General features: G+C 56.7%; 18 protein-coding genes, 3 tRNA genes and 1 pseudogene. 15 read left to right on the plus strand and 7 right to left on the minus strand.

The window, feature by feature from the left end; translation table 11 throughout:
* Positions 1-26: 26 nt before the first annotated feature.
* Positions 27-1,415 carry a class II fumarate hydratase gene (locus tag R3F64_RS11870; protein ID WP_085919334.1) on the plus strand — a complete coding sequence of 463 codons (1,389 nt, stop codon included), beginning with the start codon at positions 27-29 and terminating at the stop codon, positions 1,413-1,415.
* Here the strand turns inward: R3F64_RS11870 and R3F64_RS11875 are convergent.
* Positions 1,412-2,485, minus strand: a complete 1,074-nt coding sequence (locus R3F64_RS11875) for an endonuclease/exonuclease/phosphatase family protein (RefSeq protein WP_332611635.1) — start codon at positions 2,483-2,485, stop codon at positions 1,412-1,414. The two genes, R3F64_RS11870 and R3F64_RS11875, sit on opposite strands and share 4 nt — an antisense overlap.
* Positions 2,486-2,672: 187 nt before the next feature.
* On the opposite strand from R3F64_RS11875, the gene R3F64_RS11880 reads away from it, so the two are divergent.
* The 3 genes from R3F64_RS11880 to R3F64_RS11890 all read left to right on the plus strand — a co-directional run bounded on the left by R3F64_RS11880 (position 2,673) and on the right by R3F64_RS11890 (position 2,989).
* Positions 2,673-2,749 (plus strand) — tRNA-Val (locus R3F64_RS11880).
* A gap of 43 nt (positions 2,750-2,792) precedes the next feature.
* Positions 2,793-2,869 (plus strand) — tRNA-Val (locus tag R3F64_RS11885).
* 43 nt (positions 2,870-2,912) lie between these two features.
* Positions 2,913-2,989 (plus strand) — tRNA-Val (locus tag R3F64_RS11890).
* 109 nt (positions 2,990-3,098) lie between these two features.
* Here R3F64_RS11890 and R3F64_RS11895 read toward each other — a convergent pair.
* The 4 genes from R3F64_RS11895 to R3F64_RS11910 form a co-directional block, all read right to left on the minus strand.
* Positions 3,099-3,578, minus strand: coding sequence for a GAF domain-containing protein (locus tag R3F64_RS11895; protein WP_199285250.1), 480 nt, complete (start codon positions 3,576-3,578; stop codon positions 3,099-3,101).
* A gap of 91 nt (positions 3,579-3,669) precedes the next feature.
* A complete protein-coding gene (locus R3F64_RS11900; RefSeq protein ID WP_332611638.1) occupies positions 3,670-4,455 on the minus strand; it encodes a MetQ/NlpA family ABC transporter substrate-binding protein in 786 nt (261 codons plus the stop codon).
* Between the two features lie 93 nt (positions 4,456-4,548).
* On the minus strand, positions 4,549-5,202 hold the full coding sequence (locus tag R3F64_RS11905) for a methionine ABC transporter permease (RefSeq protein ID WP_199285251.1): 654 nt from the start codon (positions 5,200-5,202) through the stop codon (positions 4,549-4,551).
* Positions 5,183-6,226 (minus strand): methionine ABC transporter ATP-binding protein, encoded by a 1,044-nt coding sequence (locus tag R3F64_RS11910; RefSeq protein ID WP_085919339.1) that lies wholly within the window; start codon positions 6,224-6,226, stop codon positions 5,183-5,185. The genes R3F64_RS11905 and R3F64_RS11910 overlap by 20 nt, the downstream gene beginning before the upstream one ends.
* Before the next feature lie 435 nt (positions 6,227-6,661).
* Between R3F64_RS11910 and R3F64_RS11915 the strand changes: the two genes are divergently transcribed.
* From R3F64_RS11915 to moaE, 10 genes and pseudogenes are all read left to right on the plus strand, one after another.
* Positions 6,662-7,291 (plus strand): riboflavin synthase subunit alpha, encoded by a 630-nt coding sequence (locus tag R3F64_RS11915; RefSeq protein ID WP_199285252.1) that lies wholly within the window; start codon positions 6,662-6,664, stop codon positions 7,289-7,291.
* 216 nt (positions 7,292-7,507) lie between these two features.
* Positions 7,508-8,806 (plus strand): NCS2 family permease, encoded by a 1,299-nt coding sequence (locus tag R3F64_RS11920; RefSeq protein WP_085919341.1) that lies wholly within the window; start codon positions 7,508-7,510, stop codon positions 8,804-8,806.
* A 30-nt stretch (positions 8,807-8,836) separates the two neighbouring features.
* Positions 8,837-9,382 (plus strand): adenine phosphoribosyltransferase, encoded by a 546-nt coding sequence (locus R3F64_RS11925; protein WP_066315382.1) that lies wholly within the window; start codon positions 8,837-8,839, stop codon positions 9,380-9,382.
* A gap of 7 nt (positions 9,383-9,389) precedes the next feature.
* The gene (gpt, locus tag R3F64_RS11930; protein ID WP_085919342.1) at positions 9,390-9,869 is read left to right on the plus strand and encodes a xanthine phosphoribosyltransferase; all 480 of its coding nucleotides are present in this window, start codon (positions 9,390-9,392) and stop codon (positions 9,867-9,869) included.
* Positions 9,870-9,871: 2 nt separating this feature from the next.
* The gene (ung, locus tag R3F64_RS11935; protein ID WP_176243687.1) at positions 9,872-10,555 is read left to right on the plus strand and encodes a uracil-DNA glycosylase; all 684 of its coding nucleotides are present in this window, start codon (positions 9,872-9,874) and stop codon (positions 10,553-10,555) included.
* Between the two features lie 91 nt (positions 10,556-10,646).
* Positions 10,647-11,276: a uracil phosphoribosyltransferase gene (gene upp / locus R3F64_RS11940; RefSeq protein ID WP_085919344.1), complete on the plus strand. Its 630-nt coding sequence runs from the start codon at positions 10,647-10,649 to the stop codon at positions 11,274-11,276.
* An 89-nt stretch (positions 11,277-11,365) separates the two neighbouring features.
* Positions 11,366-12,609 (plus strand): annotated as a pseudogene (locus tag R3F64_RS11945) (uracil-xanthine permease family protein).
* A gap of 27 nt (positions 12,610-12,636) precedes the next feature.
* Positions 12,637-13,200, plus strand: a complete 564-nt coding sequence (gene mobB / locus R3F64_RS11950; RefSeq protein ID WP_199285253.1) for a molybdopterin-guanine dinucleotide biosynthesis protein B — start codon at positions 12,637-12,639, stop codon at positions 13,198-13,200.
* 4 nt (positions 13,201-13,204) lie between these two features.
* Entirely contained in the window at positions 13,205-14,011 is an 807-nt protein-coding gene (gene moaC / locus R3F64_RS11955; protein ID WP_085919347.1) for a cyclic pyranopterin monophosphate synthase MoaC, read from the plus strand.
* Positions 14,012-14,013: 2 nt separating this feature from the next.
* Positions 14,014-14,466: a molybdopterin synthase catalytic subunit MoaE gene (gene moaE, locus R3F64_RS11960; protein ID WP_085919348.1), complete on the plus strand. Its 453-nt coding sequence runs from the start codon at positions 14,014-14,016 to the stop codon at positions 14,464-14,466.
* A 27-nt stretch (positions 14,467-14,493) separates the two neighbouring features.
* On the opposite strand, the gene R3F64_RS11965 is transcribed toward moaE, so the two are convergent.
* A complete protein-coding gene (locus R3F64_RS11965; RefSeq protein ID WP_332611644.1) occupies positions 14,494-16,089 on the minus strand; it encodes a ribonuclease J in 1,596 nt (531 codons plus the stop codon).
* Between the two features lie 261 nt (positions 16,090-16,350).
* On the opposite strand from R3F64_RS11965, the gene purU reads away from it, so the two are divergent.
* Positions 16,351-17,205: a formyltetrahydrofolate deformylase gene (gene purU, locus R3F64_RS11970; protein ID WP_085919350.1), complete on the plus strand. Its 855-nt coding sequence runs from the start codon at positions 16,351-16,353 to the stop codon at positions 17,203-17,205.
* Here purU and lexA read toward each other — a convergent pair.
* Positions 17,202-17,867, minus strand: a complete 666-nt coding sequence (gene lexA, locus R3F64_RS11975; protein WP_085919351.1) for a transcriptional repressor LexA — start codon at positions 17,865-17,867, stop codon at positions 17,202-17,204. The genes purU and lexA overlap by 4 nt on opposite strands.
* Positions 17,868-17,892 lie beyond the last annotated feature (25 nt).

A 17,892-nucleotide genomic window follows, 5' to 3' on the forward strand; every position in this document is an offset into this window, starting at 1 on the left:
CGCCGATATCGACAAGGAGGACTACCATGAAAACGCGCATTGAACGCGACAGTATGGGGGAACTGGATGTTCCTGCCGAGGCGTTGTACGGCGCCCAGACGCAACGCGCAGTGAATAATTTTCCGGTCTCTCACACCCCGATGCCGGTTGCGTTTATTCATGCGATTGCACGCATCAAGCTTGCCGCCGCTCAGACTAACCAAGCGCTGGGTGAACTTGATGCTGATCGCGCCGACGCGATCATGCAAGCCGCCCGGGAAGTGATCAGTGGCGAGCATGACGAGCACTTTCCGGTGGATGTGTTTCAGACCGGGTCGGGCACTTCCAGCAACATGAACGTAAATGAAGTCATCGCCACCCTGGCCAGCCGTCGTGGTGTTGAGGTCCTGCCCAATGATCACGTCAATATGGGGCAGTCGAGTAACGATGTGATTCCGACAGCGATACATGTGTCGGCCGCATTGGCTGTACATGAGTCGCTTCGTCCGGCGCTGGTGCATCTTCGCAGTACGATTGATTCACGAGCTGCCGAGCTTTCGGATGTGGTCAAGACCGGCCGTACGCATCTTATGGATGCCATGCCGCTGCGCATGGATCAGGAACTGGGCGCCTGGTCGAGCCAACTGGGTCAGGCCATCGAGCGGCTGGACAGCTGCCTGACGCGGCTATGTCGGCTGGCGCAGGGCGGAACAGCTGTCGGGACAGGCATTAACGCACCCCAAGGGTTTGCCGACCAGGTGGCCTCCCAGCTAAGTGAGCAAACGGGACTGTCGTTTAAGCCCAACGATAGCTTTTTCGCCAGCATTGCCTCCCAGGACGCGGCCGTGGAGCTTTCCGGCCATCTCAAAGGCCTGGCGTGCATTGTCATGAAGATCGCCAATGACCTGCGCTGGATGAACTCAGGCCCGCTTGCCGGACTGGGTGAAATCGAGCTCGAGGCGCTGCAACCGGGCAGTTCGATCATGCCCGGTAAAGTGAACCCGGTGATTCCGGAGTCGGCTGCACAGGCCGCCGCGCAGGTTATTGGTCTGGATGCCGCGATAACGGTGGCCGGGCAGAGCGGGAATTTTCAGTTGAACGTCATGCTTCCCCTGGTGGCCTATAACTTGCTGACGGGCATCACACTGATGACTAGTACCACGCGGCTGTTAGCCGACCGTGCCATTGCGACGTTCACGGTACGTCGGGACAGCATTGAAACACCGCTCGCTCGTAATCCCATTCTGGTCACGGCGCTTAACAGCGCGATTGGTTACAATGCGGCAGCGGCCATCGCCAAGGAAGCTTATCAAACAGGGCGGCCGATCATTGATGTCGCCGAAGAGCACACCGACCTTGGGCGTGACCGCCTTGAGCGCTTGCTTGACCCAGAGGCGCTTACGCGAGGTGGCGTGCCTGATAACGACAAGGGCTAGGTCGTCTGTTGCTCTTCGCGCTGACCCTGGCGGATGGTCTGACTTGCCTCGCTTTCCTCCTCCGCGCTTGCATCGGGTGTTTCATGCTCGTGCTTGCGGGTGGGGCGGTAGCAAAGCGTGGCAAGCATTGGAAAGTGATCCGAGCCAAAGTCTTTCAAGCGATGCATACGGCCAAGTGTGAAGTGCTCGCTGACGAAAATGTGGTCGAGAGGCCAGCGCAGAATCGGGTAGTGAGCGTGAAATGTACTGTACATCCCCCGCCCCCGACGAGGATCCAGCATGCCGGCAACGCGGCAGAAGCGCCGAGTAGTGCGTGACCAAGCAACATCGTTAAGATCGCCGGCGACCAGTGTCGGCTGCGGCGTCTTCTGGATCTTCTTACCCACCCATAACAGCTCGGCATCCCGCCAGAGCGACTTTTCGCTTTCACCCGGCGCTGGAGGGCGGGGATGCACCGCAAACAGTCGTATTGCCTCACCACCCGTCAGCCTGATGTGGGTATGGATAGAGGGAATGTCGTCCTGGATAAGCCACTCGACGGATGTGTTCTCAAGCGGCAGCCGTGAGTAAAGATGCATGCCGTAGAGGTTGTCGAGGGGAATCTTGACGCTATACGGCCACTGCGCGTCCAGCGCCGGGTCCAGTTGGTCCTGCCACCACTGATCAGATTCCAGTGTGAGAATGATGTCGGGCTGATGTGCGTGGATCTGATCGATAAGGTCAGAAGACCGGCGGTTAGGGGTCAGGACATTGGCGACGAGCAGCGTAATGTCCCGGGCTTCATTGCAAACGTTGGCTGAGCGGACCTGTTTGGGCCAGAGCCGCGTCCAGGGCAGGATATAGCACGCCTGGATGATAATGACGGCCAGGCAAATGACGAGCGTGATCATTTGCCATGTAGGTGAAACAGGCATGAGCAACGCTGCTATAAAGCAGGCAATGGCGAGGCTCGCAATCTGTAAGCGTGGAAATTCACAGCTACGAATCCACCACCAGCGCAGTCGTATGCGGGCAACCAGTGTTGTGAGTAATAAGACGATCGCGATGCTTCCCAGCAATAGGCCTGGCATGGCCGGTCTCCCGTGTTGTCTTGCGTTCGTCGATGGGCGCTGTTCCAGTGTAGCACCCGGTTTGTTCGGGCAGCGTGATAAGTTCCCGGCGGCGAAGTGACCGTCAGTGACTGCCGATGCTTTGCTAAGTCGATAAATAGCTTGCAATTCAGTGGCGGAAACGTAAAATACGCATCCGTTGCTCGGCAGGACCATAGCTCAGTTGGTTAGAGCGCCACGTTGACATCGTGGAGGTCGGCGGTTCAAATCCGCCTGGTCCTACCATCTTGGTTGTCGTTAAACGGCCAGGCAGCAATGACACTTTTTCAGGACCATAGCTCAGTTGGTTAGAGCGCCACGTTGACATCGTGGAGGTCGGCGGTTCAAATCCGCCTGGTCCTACCATCTTGGTTGTCGTTAAACGGCCAGGCAGCAATGACACTTTTTCAGGACCATAGCTCAGTTGGTTAGAGCGCCACGTTGACATCGTGGAGGTCGGCGGTTCAAATCCGCCTGGTCCTACCAGATTCTCGATTACGCCCCGTCATTCTCGTCATGACGGGGCGTTTTTGTTTTTGTGCGATTTGTCTGGCGTGAGGAAGTATCGCGTTGCTTTGTCAGTGGGGTCAGTCCGTCAGTGATCCCAGACAGGCAGGTCGGTTTGGCGTTTAAAAGTATTCAGTAATGCTTCAATGCCGGCTTGGTCCTCTTGGCTAAAGCGTGCTTCCTGCGGGCTGTCGATATCCAGCACCCCCCATAGCTGATCATTGCTGACAATCGGCACGACCAGCTCCGCCCGGGAGTCGATGTCGCAGGCAATATGGTCGGCAACGCTGTGAACATCATCAACGCGCTGGGTGGTACGCTTTCGCGCGGCAGCACCGCAAACCCCCTTGCTGAACGGAATGGGGTGGCAGGCAGGCTTGCCCTGAAAAGGCCCTAACGCCAGCATCTCAGGTGAGCGTTGCAAATAAAAGCCGACCCAATTCAAGTGGGGTAGTGACTGCATGATGAAGGCGCAGGTTTGCGCACTATTGGTTAGCCAGTCGCGGGTATCCAGCAACGCGGCGAGCTGGCGATCGAGAAGGTCATAGTTGACGCTATCAAGTGACATGACGGCTCCCTGGTTATGCATATCCATAACGACACCGGGCCGACAGTTGTCGGCCCGGTGTGGTTGGTCTCTTGTCTGACAATGGTGAGGATTATTTCCAGCCGGGTACGGCGGCACCATCGAAGAGTTCTTCGGCTTTCTCGATCACTTCTTCGCTCTGGTAAGCGCTGACCAGCTGCTGGATCTCTTCACGGTCTTCATCACCGCCGCGGACGGCAATCAGGTTGACGTAGGGCGATTCGGGACCTTCTTTGATCAGCGCGTCGTCAAGGCTCAGGCCTGCGGGCTGCGCGAAGGTGTTGTTGATGAAGGCCATGTCGACATCCGGCAAAACGCGCGGTAGCTGGGCGGCTTCGATTTCGCGAAAACGGAAGTCTTTCGGGTTCTCGGCGATATCGATAGGTGTCGCTTCCAGGTTTTCGGGGTCATTCAGCGTGATGAGGCCTTCATTATGCATCAGGATCAGCGCGCGACCTTCATTGGACGGGTCATTGGGTAGCGCGATCTGGGCACCTTCAGGCAGTTCGTCAACGCTGTCGTACTTCTCTGAGTAAGCGCCGATGGGGTAGACAAAGGTGTAGCCTGCAATGGCGAAATCATAGCCACGATCATTCACCATGGACCGCATGTAGGGCTCGTGCTGATAAGCGTTAGCGTCCAGGCTGCCGTCTGCCAGTGCTGCATTGGGCGTTACGTAATCAGTGAATTCGATAATTTTGACGTCAAGGTTGTATTCTTCCTTGGCAATTCGGGCAGCAACTTCCATGACTTCGGTTTCAGGGCCGGCAACGGTGCCCATCTTGATGCTGGCGGCTTGAGCACTGGCGCTAACGGCCAGTGCGAGTGCGGTAATGGTGCCGAGGGCTAATGTCTTCATGGCAACTCCTGTTGGATGTCAATTTTGGTGAATGGTGATAATGAGGGTAATTTTAATGCTTTTTCGTTATATGTCCACTGGAAAGCAATGCGGTTATTTGCGGTCAGTTTTGCGCACCAGGTAATCCCCCAGGCTCTGGAAGCCCTGTACCATGACAACGAGTACCACTACGGTGATCAGCATGATGGTTGGGTTGAATCGGTTGTAGCCATAGCGGATACCCAGATCACCGAGTCCGCCGCCGCCGACAGCGCCTGCCATTGCGGAGTAGCTGACCAGCGTTACCAGCGTAATGGTAAGGCCGGTGATAATACCGCCACGCGCTTCGGGGATTAGCACCTTGGTGATGATTTGCCATGGTGTAGCGCCCATGGCCTGGGCAGCCTCGATTAAACCCGGTGAGATTTCATTGAGGGCGCCTTCGATCAGCCGGGCGACGAAGGGAATCGCGGCAATGGTCAGCGGCACTGAAGCCGCATTGATGCCGATGGACGTGCCCACCAGCATCCGCGTAAACGGAATAATCGCCACCATCAAGATAATAAACGGAATGGAGCGGCCAACGTTGGTTACAATGCCCAGGGCGTGGTTCAGTAATGGCTTGGCCAGAATCTGCCTGGGTCGCGTTACATAGAGCATCACGCCCAGCGGTAGCCCGAGTAATGTCGAGATCAATCCCGATATGCCGACCATGTAGAGGGTATCGAGCGTTGCCTGAATAATAAGCTCAATCATTGCGCTGGACATAGCCTAATACCTCTACCTGTAATTGATGGTCTGCCAAGTAGTCCATAGCGGCTTGCGTCTGCTCAGACGTGCCCAGCAGTTCGGCAATCATCAAGCCAAGTGTTCTTTCCTGAATCGATTCCACCTTGGCCTGCAGAATGCTCACATCGACGCCGCAGTCCCGTGCCAGGCGGGAAATAAGCGGTGTGGAGACCGCATCCCCCGAGAAAGTAAGCCGCACGACCGGGTGTGCGTTGGTGTCGGGGTTGTCGCTGAGGCGTTCGAGCAGCTCCTTGGGAGGAGACAGTTGCAGAAAATCGTTGAGAAAATCGCGCCCCAATTGGGTTCGAGGTGCGGTAAAGAAATCGCCTACTACGGCGTCCTCAACCAGCTCGCCATTGGATATCAGGCCGACACGATGGCAGATCGATTTAACCACTTCCATTTCATGGGTAATCAATAAAATGGTGATGCCGAGCTTATGGTTGATATCGCGCAGCAGTTCCAGGATTGAGCTGGTTGTCTGGGGGTCCAGTGCGGAGGTGGCCTCATCGCAGAGCAGGACGCGAGGGTTGCTGGCCAGCGCCCGGGCAATCGCAACGCGCTGTTTCTGCCCGCCGGATAGCTGCGCCGGAAATTGATCCGCCTTGTCGGACAGGCCGACCATTTCAAGCAGTGGGCTCACGCGATCACGAATATCTCGCCTGGGTTGGCCCATCAACTCCAGTGGCAGTGCTACGTTGTCAAACACGTTGCGTGTGGTGAGCAGATTAAAGTGCTGGAAGATCATGCCGATGCGGTGGCGTGCTTGGTTCAGCGCCGTGTTGCTCAATCGTGTGATCTCTTGTCCATCGACGGTCACCGTGCCCTGGGTGGGTCGCTCAAGCAGGTTGACGCAGCGAATGAGCGTCGACTTGCCCGCGCCGGACAGGCCGATAACACCGTGAATGGCCCCTTTGGGGATCGCCAGATTCACGCCCTTGAGGGCGTGAACGGCGTCGCGGCCGGTACCGTAGGTTTTGCTGACATTATTCAGTTCGATCATGGCGTCTGCCTTTTCTATAGGCCGAAGACGAAGGTGAGCGCGCAAGCGTAGGGGAGGGAACAAAAAAAGGCCACCCTTTCGGGTGGCCATCAACGCTGGACACACCCTTTTAGCTGCACTTCACCAAGCATTCACTCGGCGGACGCCCGCAATCTGGGTACAAATCGGCGCCTTTACATTTGCGGCGGGAGTCTAGAGAGCTAGCCAGGCGATGTCAAACCAAAAGAATAACATCTTATATTGCTGTTCAATTTAATAATTTTTTTAACTGATTTTTGTTTCTTTAAAAGTGTTAATTTCTCTTTTCTGGAGGCCCGGGTTTTCTGCAGGCATGAATACTGAGTTACGTTGATTGATCGCGCATGCCTTTGGGGTGCACAAATAGGTTTGTGCAGTAGTAAGCTTGCGCACGGATCAAATTAGAGCGAGGGCGCTATGTTTACTGGCATCGTGCAAGGCAAGGTAGAAGTCGTAGAAGTGCATGAGCTTGATAAGTTTCGTACGCATGTTGTGCAAATGCCCGATGCATTGCGCGAGGGATTGGCGACCGGCGCTTCGGTGGCGCACAACGGTGTGTGTTTGACGGTCACGGACATTTCAGGTGATCGGGTGAGCTTCGATTTGATGCGTGAAACGCTCCGGCTGACCAATCTTGGTGCAGTCGAGGTCGGGCAGTGCGTCAATATCGAGCGAGCGGCACGCTTTGGCGATGAAATTGGCGGGCATTCGATGTCGGGCCATGTGATTTGCATGGCGGAGGTGATCGCCATTGATGAGGCGCCCAATAACCGTCGGCTGTGGTTTGCGTTACCGGCTTCAGTGGGGCGGTTTGTATTTGAGAAAGGCTATATTGGTGTCGATGGTATCAGTCTGACGATTGGCGATGTGCGACCTTCGGCCGAGGGCGAAGGGGTCGAGTTCAGCGTTAATCTGATCCCTGAGACGCTGGACCGCACCATCCTGGGTGAGCGGATGCCAGGTGACCGTGTCAATATTGAAATTGATCCCCAGACCCAGGTGATTGTTGAAACAGTTGAGCGTGTTCTGGCTAGCCAGATGCGCTGATGGGCGGTATTGCCCAGGGGGCTGCGTTTCTGACCGATTGGTTAGAAGGTGGCCTGAAGTTTGCTTATGCTAAGCGATGGGAAGTAACAGGCGGGCATCAGCCCGCGTTCGACAGCTGCACAAGGTGTTCGCATCAGGCGTGACCTTTCGGTAATATGTGCGGCTTTTCGCGCTGCCAGGGTGCATTCAGCGTTTACGCGAAGGATAAAAATACCTATGAAGTTTCTGGATAAGCAGTTCGGGCTCACTGAGCACAAAACCAACGTTAAAACAGAAGTCATCGCCGGGATAACCACTTTCCTGACAATGGCCTACATCATTTTTGTCAATCCCAGTATCCTTTCCGAGGCCGGGATGGACTATGGTGCGGTGTTTGTTGCTACCTGCGTTGCTGCCGCCATCGGCTGTCTGATCATGGGGTTGTGGGCGAACTATCCCATCGCTCAGGCCCCCGGTATGGGGCTCAACGCCTTCTTCACTTACGGTGTCGTGCTCGGGATGGGGTATACCTGGGAAGCAGCGTTAGGCGCTGTCTTCTTCTCCGGGTTGTGTTTTTTCCTGCTGAGTGTTTTCAAGATCCGTGAATGGATTATCAACTCTATTCCGCTTTCACTGCGACTGGGCATTGCCGCGGGTATTGGCCTGTTCCTGGCCATGATCGCGCTCAAAAATGCCGGTATCGTGGTCGCCAATGACGCTACCTTTGTTGCGCTGGGAGATCTCTCCGAGCCTGCTGCCCTGTATGCGCTCCTGGGCTTTTTCGTGATAACCGCGATGTCCTATTTAAGGATCACCGGTGCCGTCATGATCGGTATTCTTGGCATTACCATTGCGTCGACGCTGCTTGGTCACAATGAATATGGCGGTCTCATGTCCATGCCGCCCTCTATTGCACCGACCTTCATGGCAATGGATCTGATGGGGGCGTTGGATGTCGCCATGCTCAGCGTTATCTTTGCTTTCCTGTTTGTCGACCTGTTCGATACATCAGGTACGCTGGTGGGGGTTGCGCATCGCGGCAAGCTGCTGGACAAAGACGGCAAACTGCCGCGTCTTGGTCGTGCCATGATGGCCGACAGTACGGCATCAATGGCCGGCGCTGCCCTGGGTACCTCCACCACGACCAGCTATATTGAGTCGACGGCAGGCATTGCCTCGGGTGGACGGACTGGTTTGACGGCGGTCGTCGTGGCCGTACTCTTCCTGGTCAGCCTGTTCTTTGCGCCGTTGGCAGGCTCCATTCCTGCTTTCGCCACCGCCGGCGCGCTGCTCTACGTGGCTGTGCTGATGGCTGGCAGCCTGGCCCATGCCAACTGGGAAGATCCCACTGACGCCGCGCCGGTATTGATTGCCGCCCTGGCAATGCCGCTGACCTTTTCGATTGCCGAGGGCATCGCTCTCGGGTTTATCAGCTATGCAGCGATCAAAACCCTGTCGGGCCGTTTCAAAGACCTCAATCCAGCAGTGATTATTCTGGCGCTGCTGTTTGCGGTGAAATTTCTGTTTCTAGACTAACGTGGTTTTATTAATCCAATGAGAGACGCGATGAGCATCTACGGCGATTACATCAAGTCCGTGATTCGCACAGTGCCTGACTGGCCTGAGCAGGGGGTCAACTTTCGTGACATTACCCCGCTGCTGCAAAACAGCGCGGCATTTCGCAAGCTGATCGACAGCTTTGTACACCGCTACCAGGAAATGAACCTGGATGCCATCGCGTCGATTGATGCGCGGGGGTTTATCATCGGGGCACCTCTAGCCTATGAGTTGGGCTGCAGCTTTGTCCCGGTCCGCAAAAAAGGCAAGCTTCCGTTCAAGACCATCAGCGAAACCTACACGCTCGAGTACGGTCATTCAGAGGTCGAGCTTCATTCGGATGCGTTTCAAAAAGGTGACCGAATTTTGCTGATGGATGACCTGATTGCCACCGGCGGGACCATGTTGGCGGCGGCCAATCTTATACAGCGCAGCGGCGGGCATGTGGTCGAAACAGCGACCATTATTGATCTACCCGAACTGGGTGGTTCGCAAAAAATTCGCGATGCGGGCTATAGCGTCTTCGCGGTTTGTTCTTTTACAGAAGACGAGTAACGACCCTATGAGCAGTGAACGCTATCATCAGCACTTTACCGTCTCCTGGGATCAGCTCCACCGTGATGTTCGCCAGTTGTGCCATCAGTTGGTCGAGCGTGATTTTAAAGGGATTGTCGCGATTACCCGGGGAGGACTCATTCCTGCCGCCTTGATCGCGCGCGAACTTAACGTTCGGTTGATCGATACCGTGTGCATCAAAAGCTATGACCACATGGACCAGGGCGGGCTGGATATCCTGAAAGGCGTTGATCATGACGGCGAGGGTTGGCTGTTGGTCGATGACCTGGTGGATACCGGCAAGACGGCGCGGGCGGTAAGCGAGATGTTGCCCAAGGCACATTTTGTCACTATCTACGCCAAGCCGGAAGGGCGCCCGCTGGTTGACCAGTACCTAACCGAAGTGGCTCAGCACTGCTGGATCCAGTTTCCCTGGGATATGGGCGTTGCCTACGTTGAACCTCTGGTGGACCAAGTGAAGAAATAATCATGTCGACCCCGCTTCCTGAAGACTGGAATCAGTGGCTTGGCGATGAGTTTCAGGCCGACTACATGCAGTCACTGAAACGTTTTCTGGCCGAGGAAAAAGCGGCCAAGAAGATCATTTATCCCCACTCGTCGCAGTGGTTTCGCGCCTTCGAACTGACGCCGCTCAATGACGTCAAGGTGGTGATCCTGGGGCAGGACCCTTATCACGGACCCAATCAAGCGCACGGGCTATGTTTTTCCGTTCAGGCAGGGGTCCCGGTTCCGCCGTCGCTGGTCAATATCTACAAGGAGCTGGCTAGCGATGTAGGCGCTGAACCCGTCAAGCACGGGCATCTGGAAGCCTGGGCGAAGCAAGGCGTCTTGCTGCTCAATACCTCGCTGACGGTCGAGAAGGGCAACGCTGCCTCGCACCGGGGTAAAGGTTGGGAGTCTTTCACGGATAGCGCGATCAAGACGGTAAGCGCGCATGCGCTGCCCAGCGTCTTTCTGCTCTGGGGTAGCCACGCCCGGCAGAAAAAAGCCCTGATAGATACCCAGCGTCACTTAGTCCTGGAAGCGCCGCACCCCTCGCCGCTGTCTGCCCACCGAGGCTTTTTTGGCACCCGCCATTTTTCCCGGGCGAATCAATTCCTTGTTGAGCAGGGGCGCGAACCTGTTGAATGGCAATTACCCGCCACCCCTTAACCTGGTGACGGCTTAGGGGTAGAATACCGCCCGATTTTGCATGTTTGTGATCACCCGCGTTGCCCATAACCACCTGCTGTGAGGAAGTCCCATGAGTGTCCATGCCATTAACCATCCGCTTGTTCAGCATAAGTTGGGACTGATGCGCGAAATGGATTTAAGTACCAAGAGCTTTCGCGAGTTGGCGGGGGAAGTGGCCAAGCTGTTGACGTATGAAGCAACAAAGGGACTTGAACTCGAAGATCATACGATTGAAGGATGGAATGGGGAGCCGATCGGGACACGTCGCCTGAAAGGCAAGAAAGTAACGGTGGTGCCGATTCTGCGTGCCGGGCTTGGCATGCTCGAGGGCGTTACTGACTTGATCCCCAGCGCACGCGTCAGCGTTGTCGGGTTGTACCGTGATGAAGAGACGCTGCAGCCGGTCCCTTACTTTGCCAAATTCGCCAACGATATCGAAGAGCGTATGGCCATCGTCATTGACCCGATGCTGGCCACCGGCGGCTCAATGGTCGCGACATTGGACATGCTGCGTGAACGTGGCTGCGAGCATATGAAGGTGATCGTATTGGTGGCAGCACCCGAAGGGATCAAGCGAGTCCAGGAAGCCTATCCGGATATCGAGATTTATACGGCGTCGGTGGATGATCGGTTGGACGATAACGGCTATATCGTTCCTGGTCTGGGCGATGCGGGTGACAAGATTTTCGGCACCCGATAAGCATTGATGATTCAGCAGCCCCTGGCGTTATACGTTAGGGGCATTTTTTTGCCCATCATTACCCCAAAGACCTGTGAGGAGTTTGCATAATGAATGATACGCCTAGCCAGCCTGAATCCTGGCCTCGGGTGTTGCTAACCGGCGCACAAATGCTGTTTGTGGCGTTTGGTGCTTTGGTCCTGGTGCCGCTATTGACCGGGCTTGATCCAAGCGTTGCGTTATTTACCGCTGGGATAGGCACGCTGCTGTTTCATACCGTAACCCGCCTGACGGTCCCCGTCTTTCTGGCCTCATCATTTGCTTTTATTGCGCCGATCCAGGGGTCGATCGCCAACTTTGGCGTGTCGGCCACGCTGGGCGGACTGATGGTGGCCGGTTTGGTGTACGTCGCGATTTCCATGGCGGTACGCGTCAAAGGCACCGGCTGGCTTCATCGCCTGTTGCCACCGGTGGTGGTGGGGCCGGTTATCATGGTAATCGGGCTGGCCCTGGCCCCGGTGGCGGTAGAGATGGCGACCGGTGAAACCAGCGATAACATCGGTTATGGCGCGGCGCTGTTCCTGTCCATGGCGAGCTTGCTGGTGACCCTGATCCTGGCTGTATTTGGTCGCGGGCTGTTGCGCTTGATTCCGATCATGGGCGGTATTGTCGTGGGTTATTGCCTGGCGTTGCTGATGGGGCTGGTCGACTTCACGCCTGTCCAGGACGCTGGCTGTCCATTCCGGCGTTTACCGCGCCGAGTTTTCACTGGGCGGCGATTCTGTTTATGATTCCTGTCGCCATCGCGCCGGCGGTGGAGCATATTGGTGACATGGTGGCCATCGGATCGGTGACCCGGCGCAATTACCTTGAAAAGCCGGGGCTGCACCGAACCTTGCTGGGGGATGGCCTGGCGACGACAGCGGCCGCTTTATTCGGCGGCCCGCCTAATACCACCTATTCAGAGGTGACCGGGGCCGTCACTCTGACCCGGGCTTTCAACCCGCGCTATATGGTGGTGGCCGCAGTGCTGGCCATATCGCTGGCGTTTATTGCCAAGCTGGGTGCGCTGCTGCAAACCATCCCAGGCCCTGTCATGGGGGGAATCATGACCCTGCTGTTTGGCTCTATTGCGGTGGTGGGTATGAATACGCTGGTCAGGGCAGGACATTCATTGACCGCGCCGCGTAACCTGGTCGTTGTGTCATTGATTCTTGTCTTTGGCATTGGTGGCATGCAGGTTGGCGGTGGTCAGTTTACGCTGCAAGGCGTTAGCCTGGCGGCGTTGGTTGGGATTGTGTTGAACTGGTTGCTGCCTGACGAGCCACAAGATGAACCTGATCATGCCCACTAACCTTTCTTCATTGGGAGCCGAGCGTTTATGCCGTTAGATTCATCGCTACCCTTTCCCGTGCTGGGAATTGCTGCCTGGAGTGGGACTGGGAAGACGACGCTGCTTGAGCAGTTGTTACCGCGGCTGCGGGCAGAGGGTATCCAGGTAGCGGTGATCAAGCACGCTCATCATCGGTTTGATATCGATCAGCCGGGAAAAGATAGCTATAAGCTACGTAGTGCAGGCGCTACGCCCATGCTGATTGCCTCGAGCCAACGCCTGGCACTGATGCAGGAAACGCCAGACGGCGAAGAGCCGGATTTAAATCAGTTGTTGGCAATGGTGGCCGTGCATCAACCTGACCTGGTGCTGGTAGAAGGCTTTAAAGCTTGGCCACTGCCCAAGCTGGTGCTTTATCGTGAGGGGATAGGTGATGCGCAAATCCTGCAGGGTCAGGGTGTCGAAGCCGTCGCCCTTCAGGGGGCTTCTCCCATCTCTCTGTCGGCCACGACGACGCAACTGGCACTCGATGATAGCGACGGGATTGCACGCTGGATAATCGATTGGATGGCGGGCCAACGGCTCAATGATGTTTCACGCACTGATAGGTGACCCCATGCAGTTAACGCATCTCAATAGCCGCGGCGAAGCCCGCATGGTGGATGTTGCAGACAAACAGGAAACGCGCCGGGAAGCGGTGGCTTCCGGTCGTATTGTGATGCAACCCGCTACCTTGAAACAGCTCAGCGAGGGTGCTTTACCCAAGGGTGATGTGTTGGCCACCGCCCGTATTGCGGGAATCCAGGCAGCAAAGCGCACCCATGAATTGATCCCGCTGTGCCACTCGCTGGCACTTTCCAAAGTGGCCATAGAGTTTGATGTCGACCCCGATGAAAGCTGTGTTCATGTGACCGCGAACTGCCGGTTGAATGGCCGCACAGGTGTCGAGATGGAAGCGTTGACGGCCGTCTCCGTGGCCTGTTTAACGCTTTACGATATGTGCAAGGCGGTCGACAAAACCATGCGCATCGACGCGGTGCAACTGGATAGCAAAAGCGGTGGTCAGCGGGGAGATTATCAGCGCGAAGAAGCGCCTGAAACGGCGACACCGATTGTAACGGGTCAGGGAACAGCCGGCGAAGTGAGCCTGGGCGGTCGCTGTCATTCGCCCTGCGTGCTGGTCAAGTTTCTTGCCGAACTACGCGAGCAGTTGGGTGAAAATGAGCGTGTAGTGACTTTCGATCAACTCGAAAGCCGCGATATAGCGGGCCTCAAAGTAGCGCTGGCGACTCAGGATGAACGTTTTCAGCTGTTGCAGGACCAGCGCACGCTATGTGCCATCAATCAGGTCATGGCCAATGATGATGCGCGAATTACCGACGATGACGAGGTTGCTTTCTTTCCGCCGGTCACCGGGGGCTGAAAATGGACATTACCATCCGCGTTCAAGAGGCGCCTTTTGACATGGCGTATGGCTATGAAGCCAGCATTGGGGGCCGCACGGATATTGGCGGCGTCGTCAGCTTTACCGGCCTGGTGCGTGATTTTAACGAAACACCCGATGTCACGGGATTGACCCTGGAGCATTATCCAGGCATGACCGAGTCAACCTTACAGCGTATTGCGGAAGAGGCGGGAGAACGCTGGGCACTAAGCGCCGTTACGATTATTCACCGTGTCGGCCACATGCGCCCCGGCGATGCGATCGTCAGAGTGCTGGTAGCGAGTGCCCATCGTCGCGAAGCCTTCGAAGCCTGCGATTTCATCATGGACTGGCTAAAGACTCAGGCACCGTTCTGGAAGAAAGAACATGGTCGCCACGGGGACTACTGGGTCAAGGAACGCCACTCGGATATCGAGGATGCTGCCCGCTGGTAGTCTCCGGGGAGCCAGCTTTGGGGTCGGCTAATCGTCCGCCACTGTCGCTGGCAGCTCGCTGGCCATAATCTGCAGGTGGACTTCAGGTAAATGCTGCAGCCGTTCTGCCAGCCAGGCAATCAAGCGGGGCTGAAGGCCCAGGCGCAGATCCGCCAACGTGTCGGCGTGGAGTTCGGCAAGCTGATCATCCAGCCATTCGCTGAAACTGTCTTCGTCGAATGAATTGGCACTTGTATTGTCCAGCATCAGGCGCCCGACGCGCGCCCACCCGGTTTGAGTGGCGGTCACCGGTAACGCAAGATAGAGGCTGCCGCGTCGTGGGAGGGTGCTGTTTTCGCTCTCCAGTCCAGGGTGGGGTACTACGCTGTTCTGGCTGACGATGCATGGCGGTTGCGGGTAGTGCTGCTCGTGATGCAGTCCATGCTGATCGAAGCGGATCAAGTCGCCATTGACCGGCGCCAAGGGGGCTTGAATACCCAGGGACGCGGCCAGCTGCTGGTGGGCCTGTTGATGAAGGCTTTCACCATGAACCGGCAACAGGTGGCTTGGCGTCAGCCATTGATAAAAGCGGGTGATTTCGTCCTGTGCCGGATGTCCGGTCGCGTGAAGCTGCGGATGACTGAACTCATCGAATAGCTCGACGCCCAACTGCTGAAGGCGCTTTTTCAACTGCCCGATGGGCCTCTCGTTACCCGGAATGGCCTTGGCGGAAAAAATCACGTTGTCACCAGGCTGTAAATCCACGTGAGGATGACGCCCCTGGGCAAGTCGCTGCAGGGCGGCGCGTGGCTCACCTTGGCTGCCGGTGGCAATGACCACGACTTCATCGGGCGGCAAATAACCCAGGTCATGGGCGGGCACGATGGCAGGAAAATCGTCCAGATAGCCGAGGCCGCGTGCGACACCCACCATGCGCTCCATCGAGCGCCCCATCAGGCTGACGCGCCGCCCGCACTGGTAGGCGGCACGGCCAATCGCCAACACCCGGGCGAGATTACTGGCAAAGCAGGAGACAATGATCCGGCCTTCGCAGTTGGCGAGCGTCTCGACCAGCGCTTTGGCGACATCGCCTTCGCTGCCTGAGTGGCCGGGTAGAGGGGCATTCGTGGAATCCCCCACTACCAAATCAACCGGCGCTAAGGCCTTGAATTGCGTCTGATCGATCGGCGCGCCGATAATTGGATCAGGGTCGAGCTTCCAATCGCCACTGTGCAATACACGATAGCGGCCTGCCATGACCATCAGCGAGCAGCTCTCGGGTATCGAGTGTGGAACCGCCAGGAAGCGCAGGGTGAAAGGCCCGCTTTCCAATGCCTCACCTGGCTCGACCACATGAATGGCGGCGCTTGAGAGCTGATGTTCGGCAAACTTCAGGCGCAACAAGCCTGCCGCCAGCGGCGTTGCATAAATGGGGCATTGCCAGTGGGGCCAGAGCCAGGCGACCGCCCCAATGTGGTCTTCATGGCCGTGGGTGATGTAGAGCGCTTGCGGGGCAATGCCCAGGGCTTTGGGGGTTTCCAGGTTGGGCACCTGCAGTGGCGCATTGGGTAGATCCTGGCGAATCATCATGCCGCAATCCACGACGATCCAGTGATCTTCGTACCCATACAGCGTCAGGTTCATGCCAATTTCCCCGCAGCCGCCTAACGGCAAGAGGCGTAAGGGAGGGCGACGACGGGGACGAATATGAACGCGCGGTGGATGCATCAGATTAATAAAGCCTAGAAAGTAATTGGTTAACTATACGGGATGGGGCGGGCGGCTAACAATCACTGCCATTAAGGGCGGTGATTGCGAGCGCTTCATTCGGTACACTAGACGTTTGTTTAATGCCAGCGGACGGCCCGATCATCGTCGCCCGGCAAACCGTGAAGAGTAATGACTATGTCGCATTTTTATCGTTTGGTGGTGTCCTGCCCGGACCAGGTGGGGATCGTCGCGAAGGTATCGAGTTTTATCGCGGACCAGGGAGGGTCGATTACCGAGGCCAGCCAGCATTCCGATCTGGAAACCGGGCGTTTTTTCATGCGCTACGAAATATTGGCGGATTCGCTGGGTATGTCGGCAGAGGCATTACGTTCAGCCTTCGAGCCGGTGGCGGAGCGGTTTGACATGGACTGGGCGCTGGTCGATACCCGGAAACGGCAGCGGGTTGTCCTGATGGTTTCGCGAGAATCCCATTGCCTTGTCGATTTGCTTTACCGCTGGCAGGTGGGTGAGCTGGACTGCGATATCGTGGGTGTGATTTCCAACCATGACGACATGCGTTCGTTAACGGAATGGTACGGAATACCGTATCACCATGTGCCGGTGGATCCGGCAGACAAGACTGCGGCCTTTGAGCAGGTGCAGGCGCATATTGATGATGCCCGGGCCGACAGTATCGTGCTGGCTCGCTACATGCAGATATTACCGCCAGCGTTGTGTGAACGATATGCGGGGCAGGTCATTAATATCCACCACAGTTTTCTGCCGTCTTTTGCTGGCGCCAAACCCTATCACCAAGCCTACCAGCGTGGCGTCAAGTTGATAGGGGCTACCTGCCATTACGTGACTCAGGAGTTGGATGCAGGGCCCATCATCGAGCAGGACATTCACCGGGTCAGCCACTGTCATACGCCGACCGATCTGGTACGTTTTGGCCGCGATGTTGAAAAAGCCGTCCTCGCGCGCGGTCTTCGCTGGCATCTGGAAGACCGCGTGCTGGTGCATGGCAACAAGACCATCGTGTTCAGCTAGCCGAGCGCCTGGCCATTGCCACCGCGAATAACGCCGACCCCAACCCCTTCGATATCAAGTGGTTGGGTGCGTAGGTCGATATGGATAGGGTCGAAGTCGGGGTTTTCAGCGATCAGGGTGACGTGATTCCCGTCGCGTTTGAAACGCTTGACGGTGACTTCGTCTTCCAGCCGGGCGACGACAATCTGGCCATCCCGAACGCGCTGGGTGCGGTGGACGGCGAGAAGGTCGCCTTCGAGGATGCCGACGTTCTGCATCGACAGCCCGCGAACGCGCAACAGATAATCTGCTCTGGGCGTGAAGTAGTCGGCGGGCAGCGGGCAGTAGCGATCAATATGCTCAGCGGCCAGGATAGGGCTACCCGCCGCGACTTCGCCAATGATAGGCAGGCCGTTGGCAGGGTCTGCACCTGAGGCTGGCAGCACGTCTGGCGTTTCCTGGTGTTCCTGGTTGGGCAGGCGTATGCCGCGCGACGTATTGCGAATGATGCGAATGACGCCTTTACGCTCAAGTGCGCGTAAGTGTTCTTCTGCCGCATTGGGTGAACGGAACCCCAGTGCCTTGGCTATTTCAGCCCGGGTGGGCGGATAGCCGAGCTCAGCCATGGTCTTGACAATAAAGTCGAACACGTTTTGTTGACGAACAGTTAATGGCCGCGACATACCAGCCTCCAGATTGAATAAGTGA

This window comes from Halomonas sp. 5021 (assembly GCF_036663435.1).
Classification (GTDB): Bacteria; Pseudomonadota; Gammaproteobacteria; order Pseudomonadales; family Halomonadaceae; genus Vreelandella; species Vreelandella janggokensis.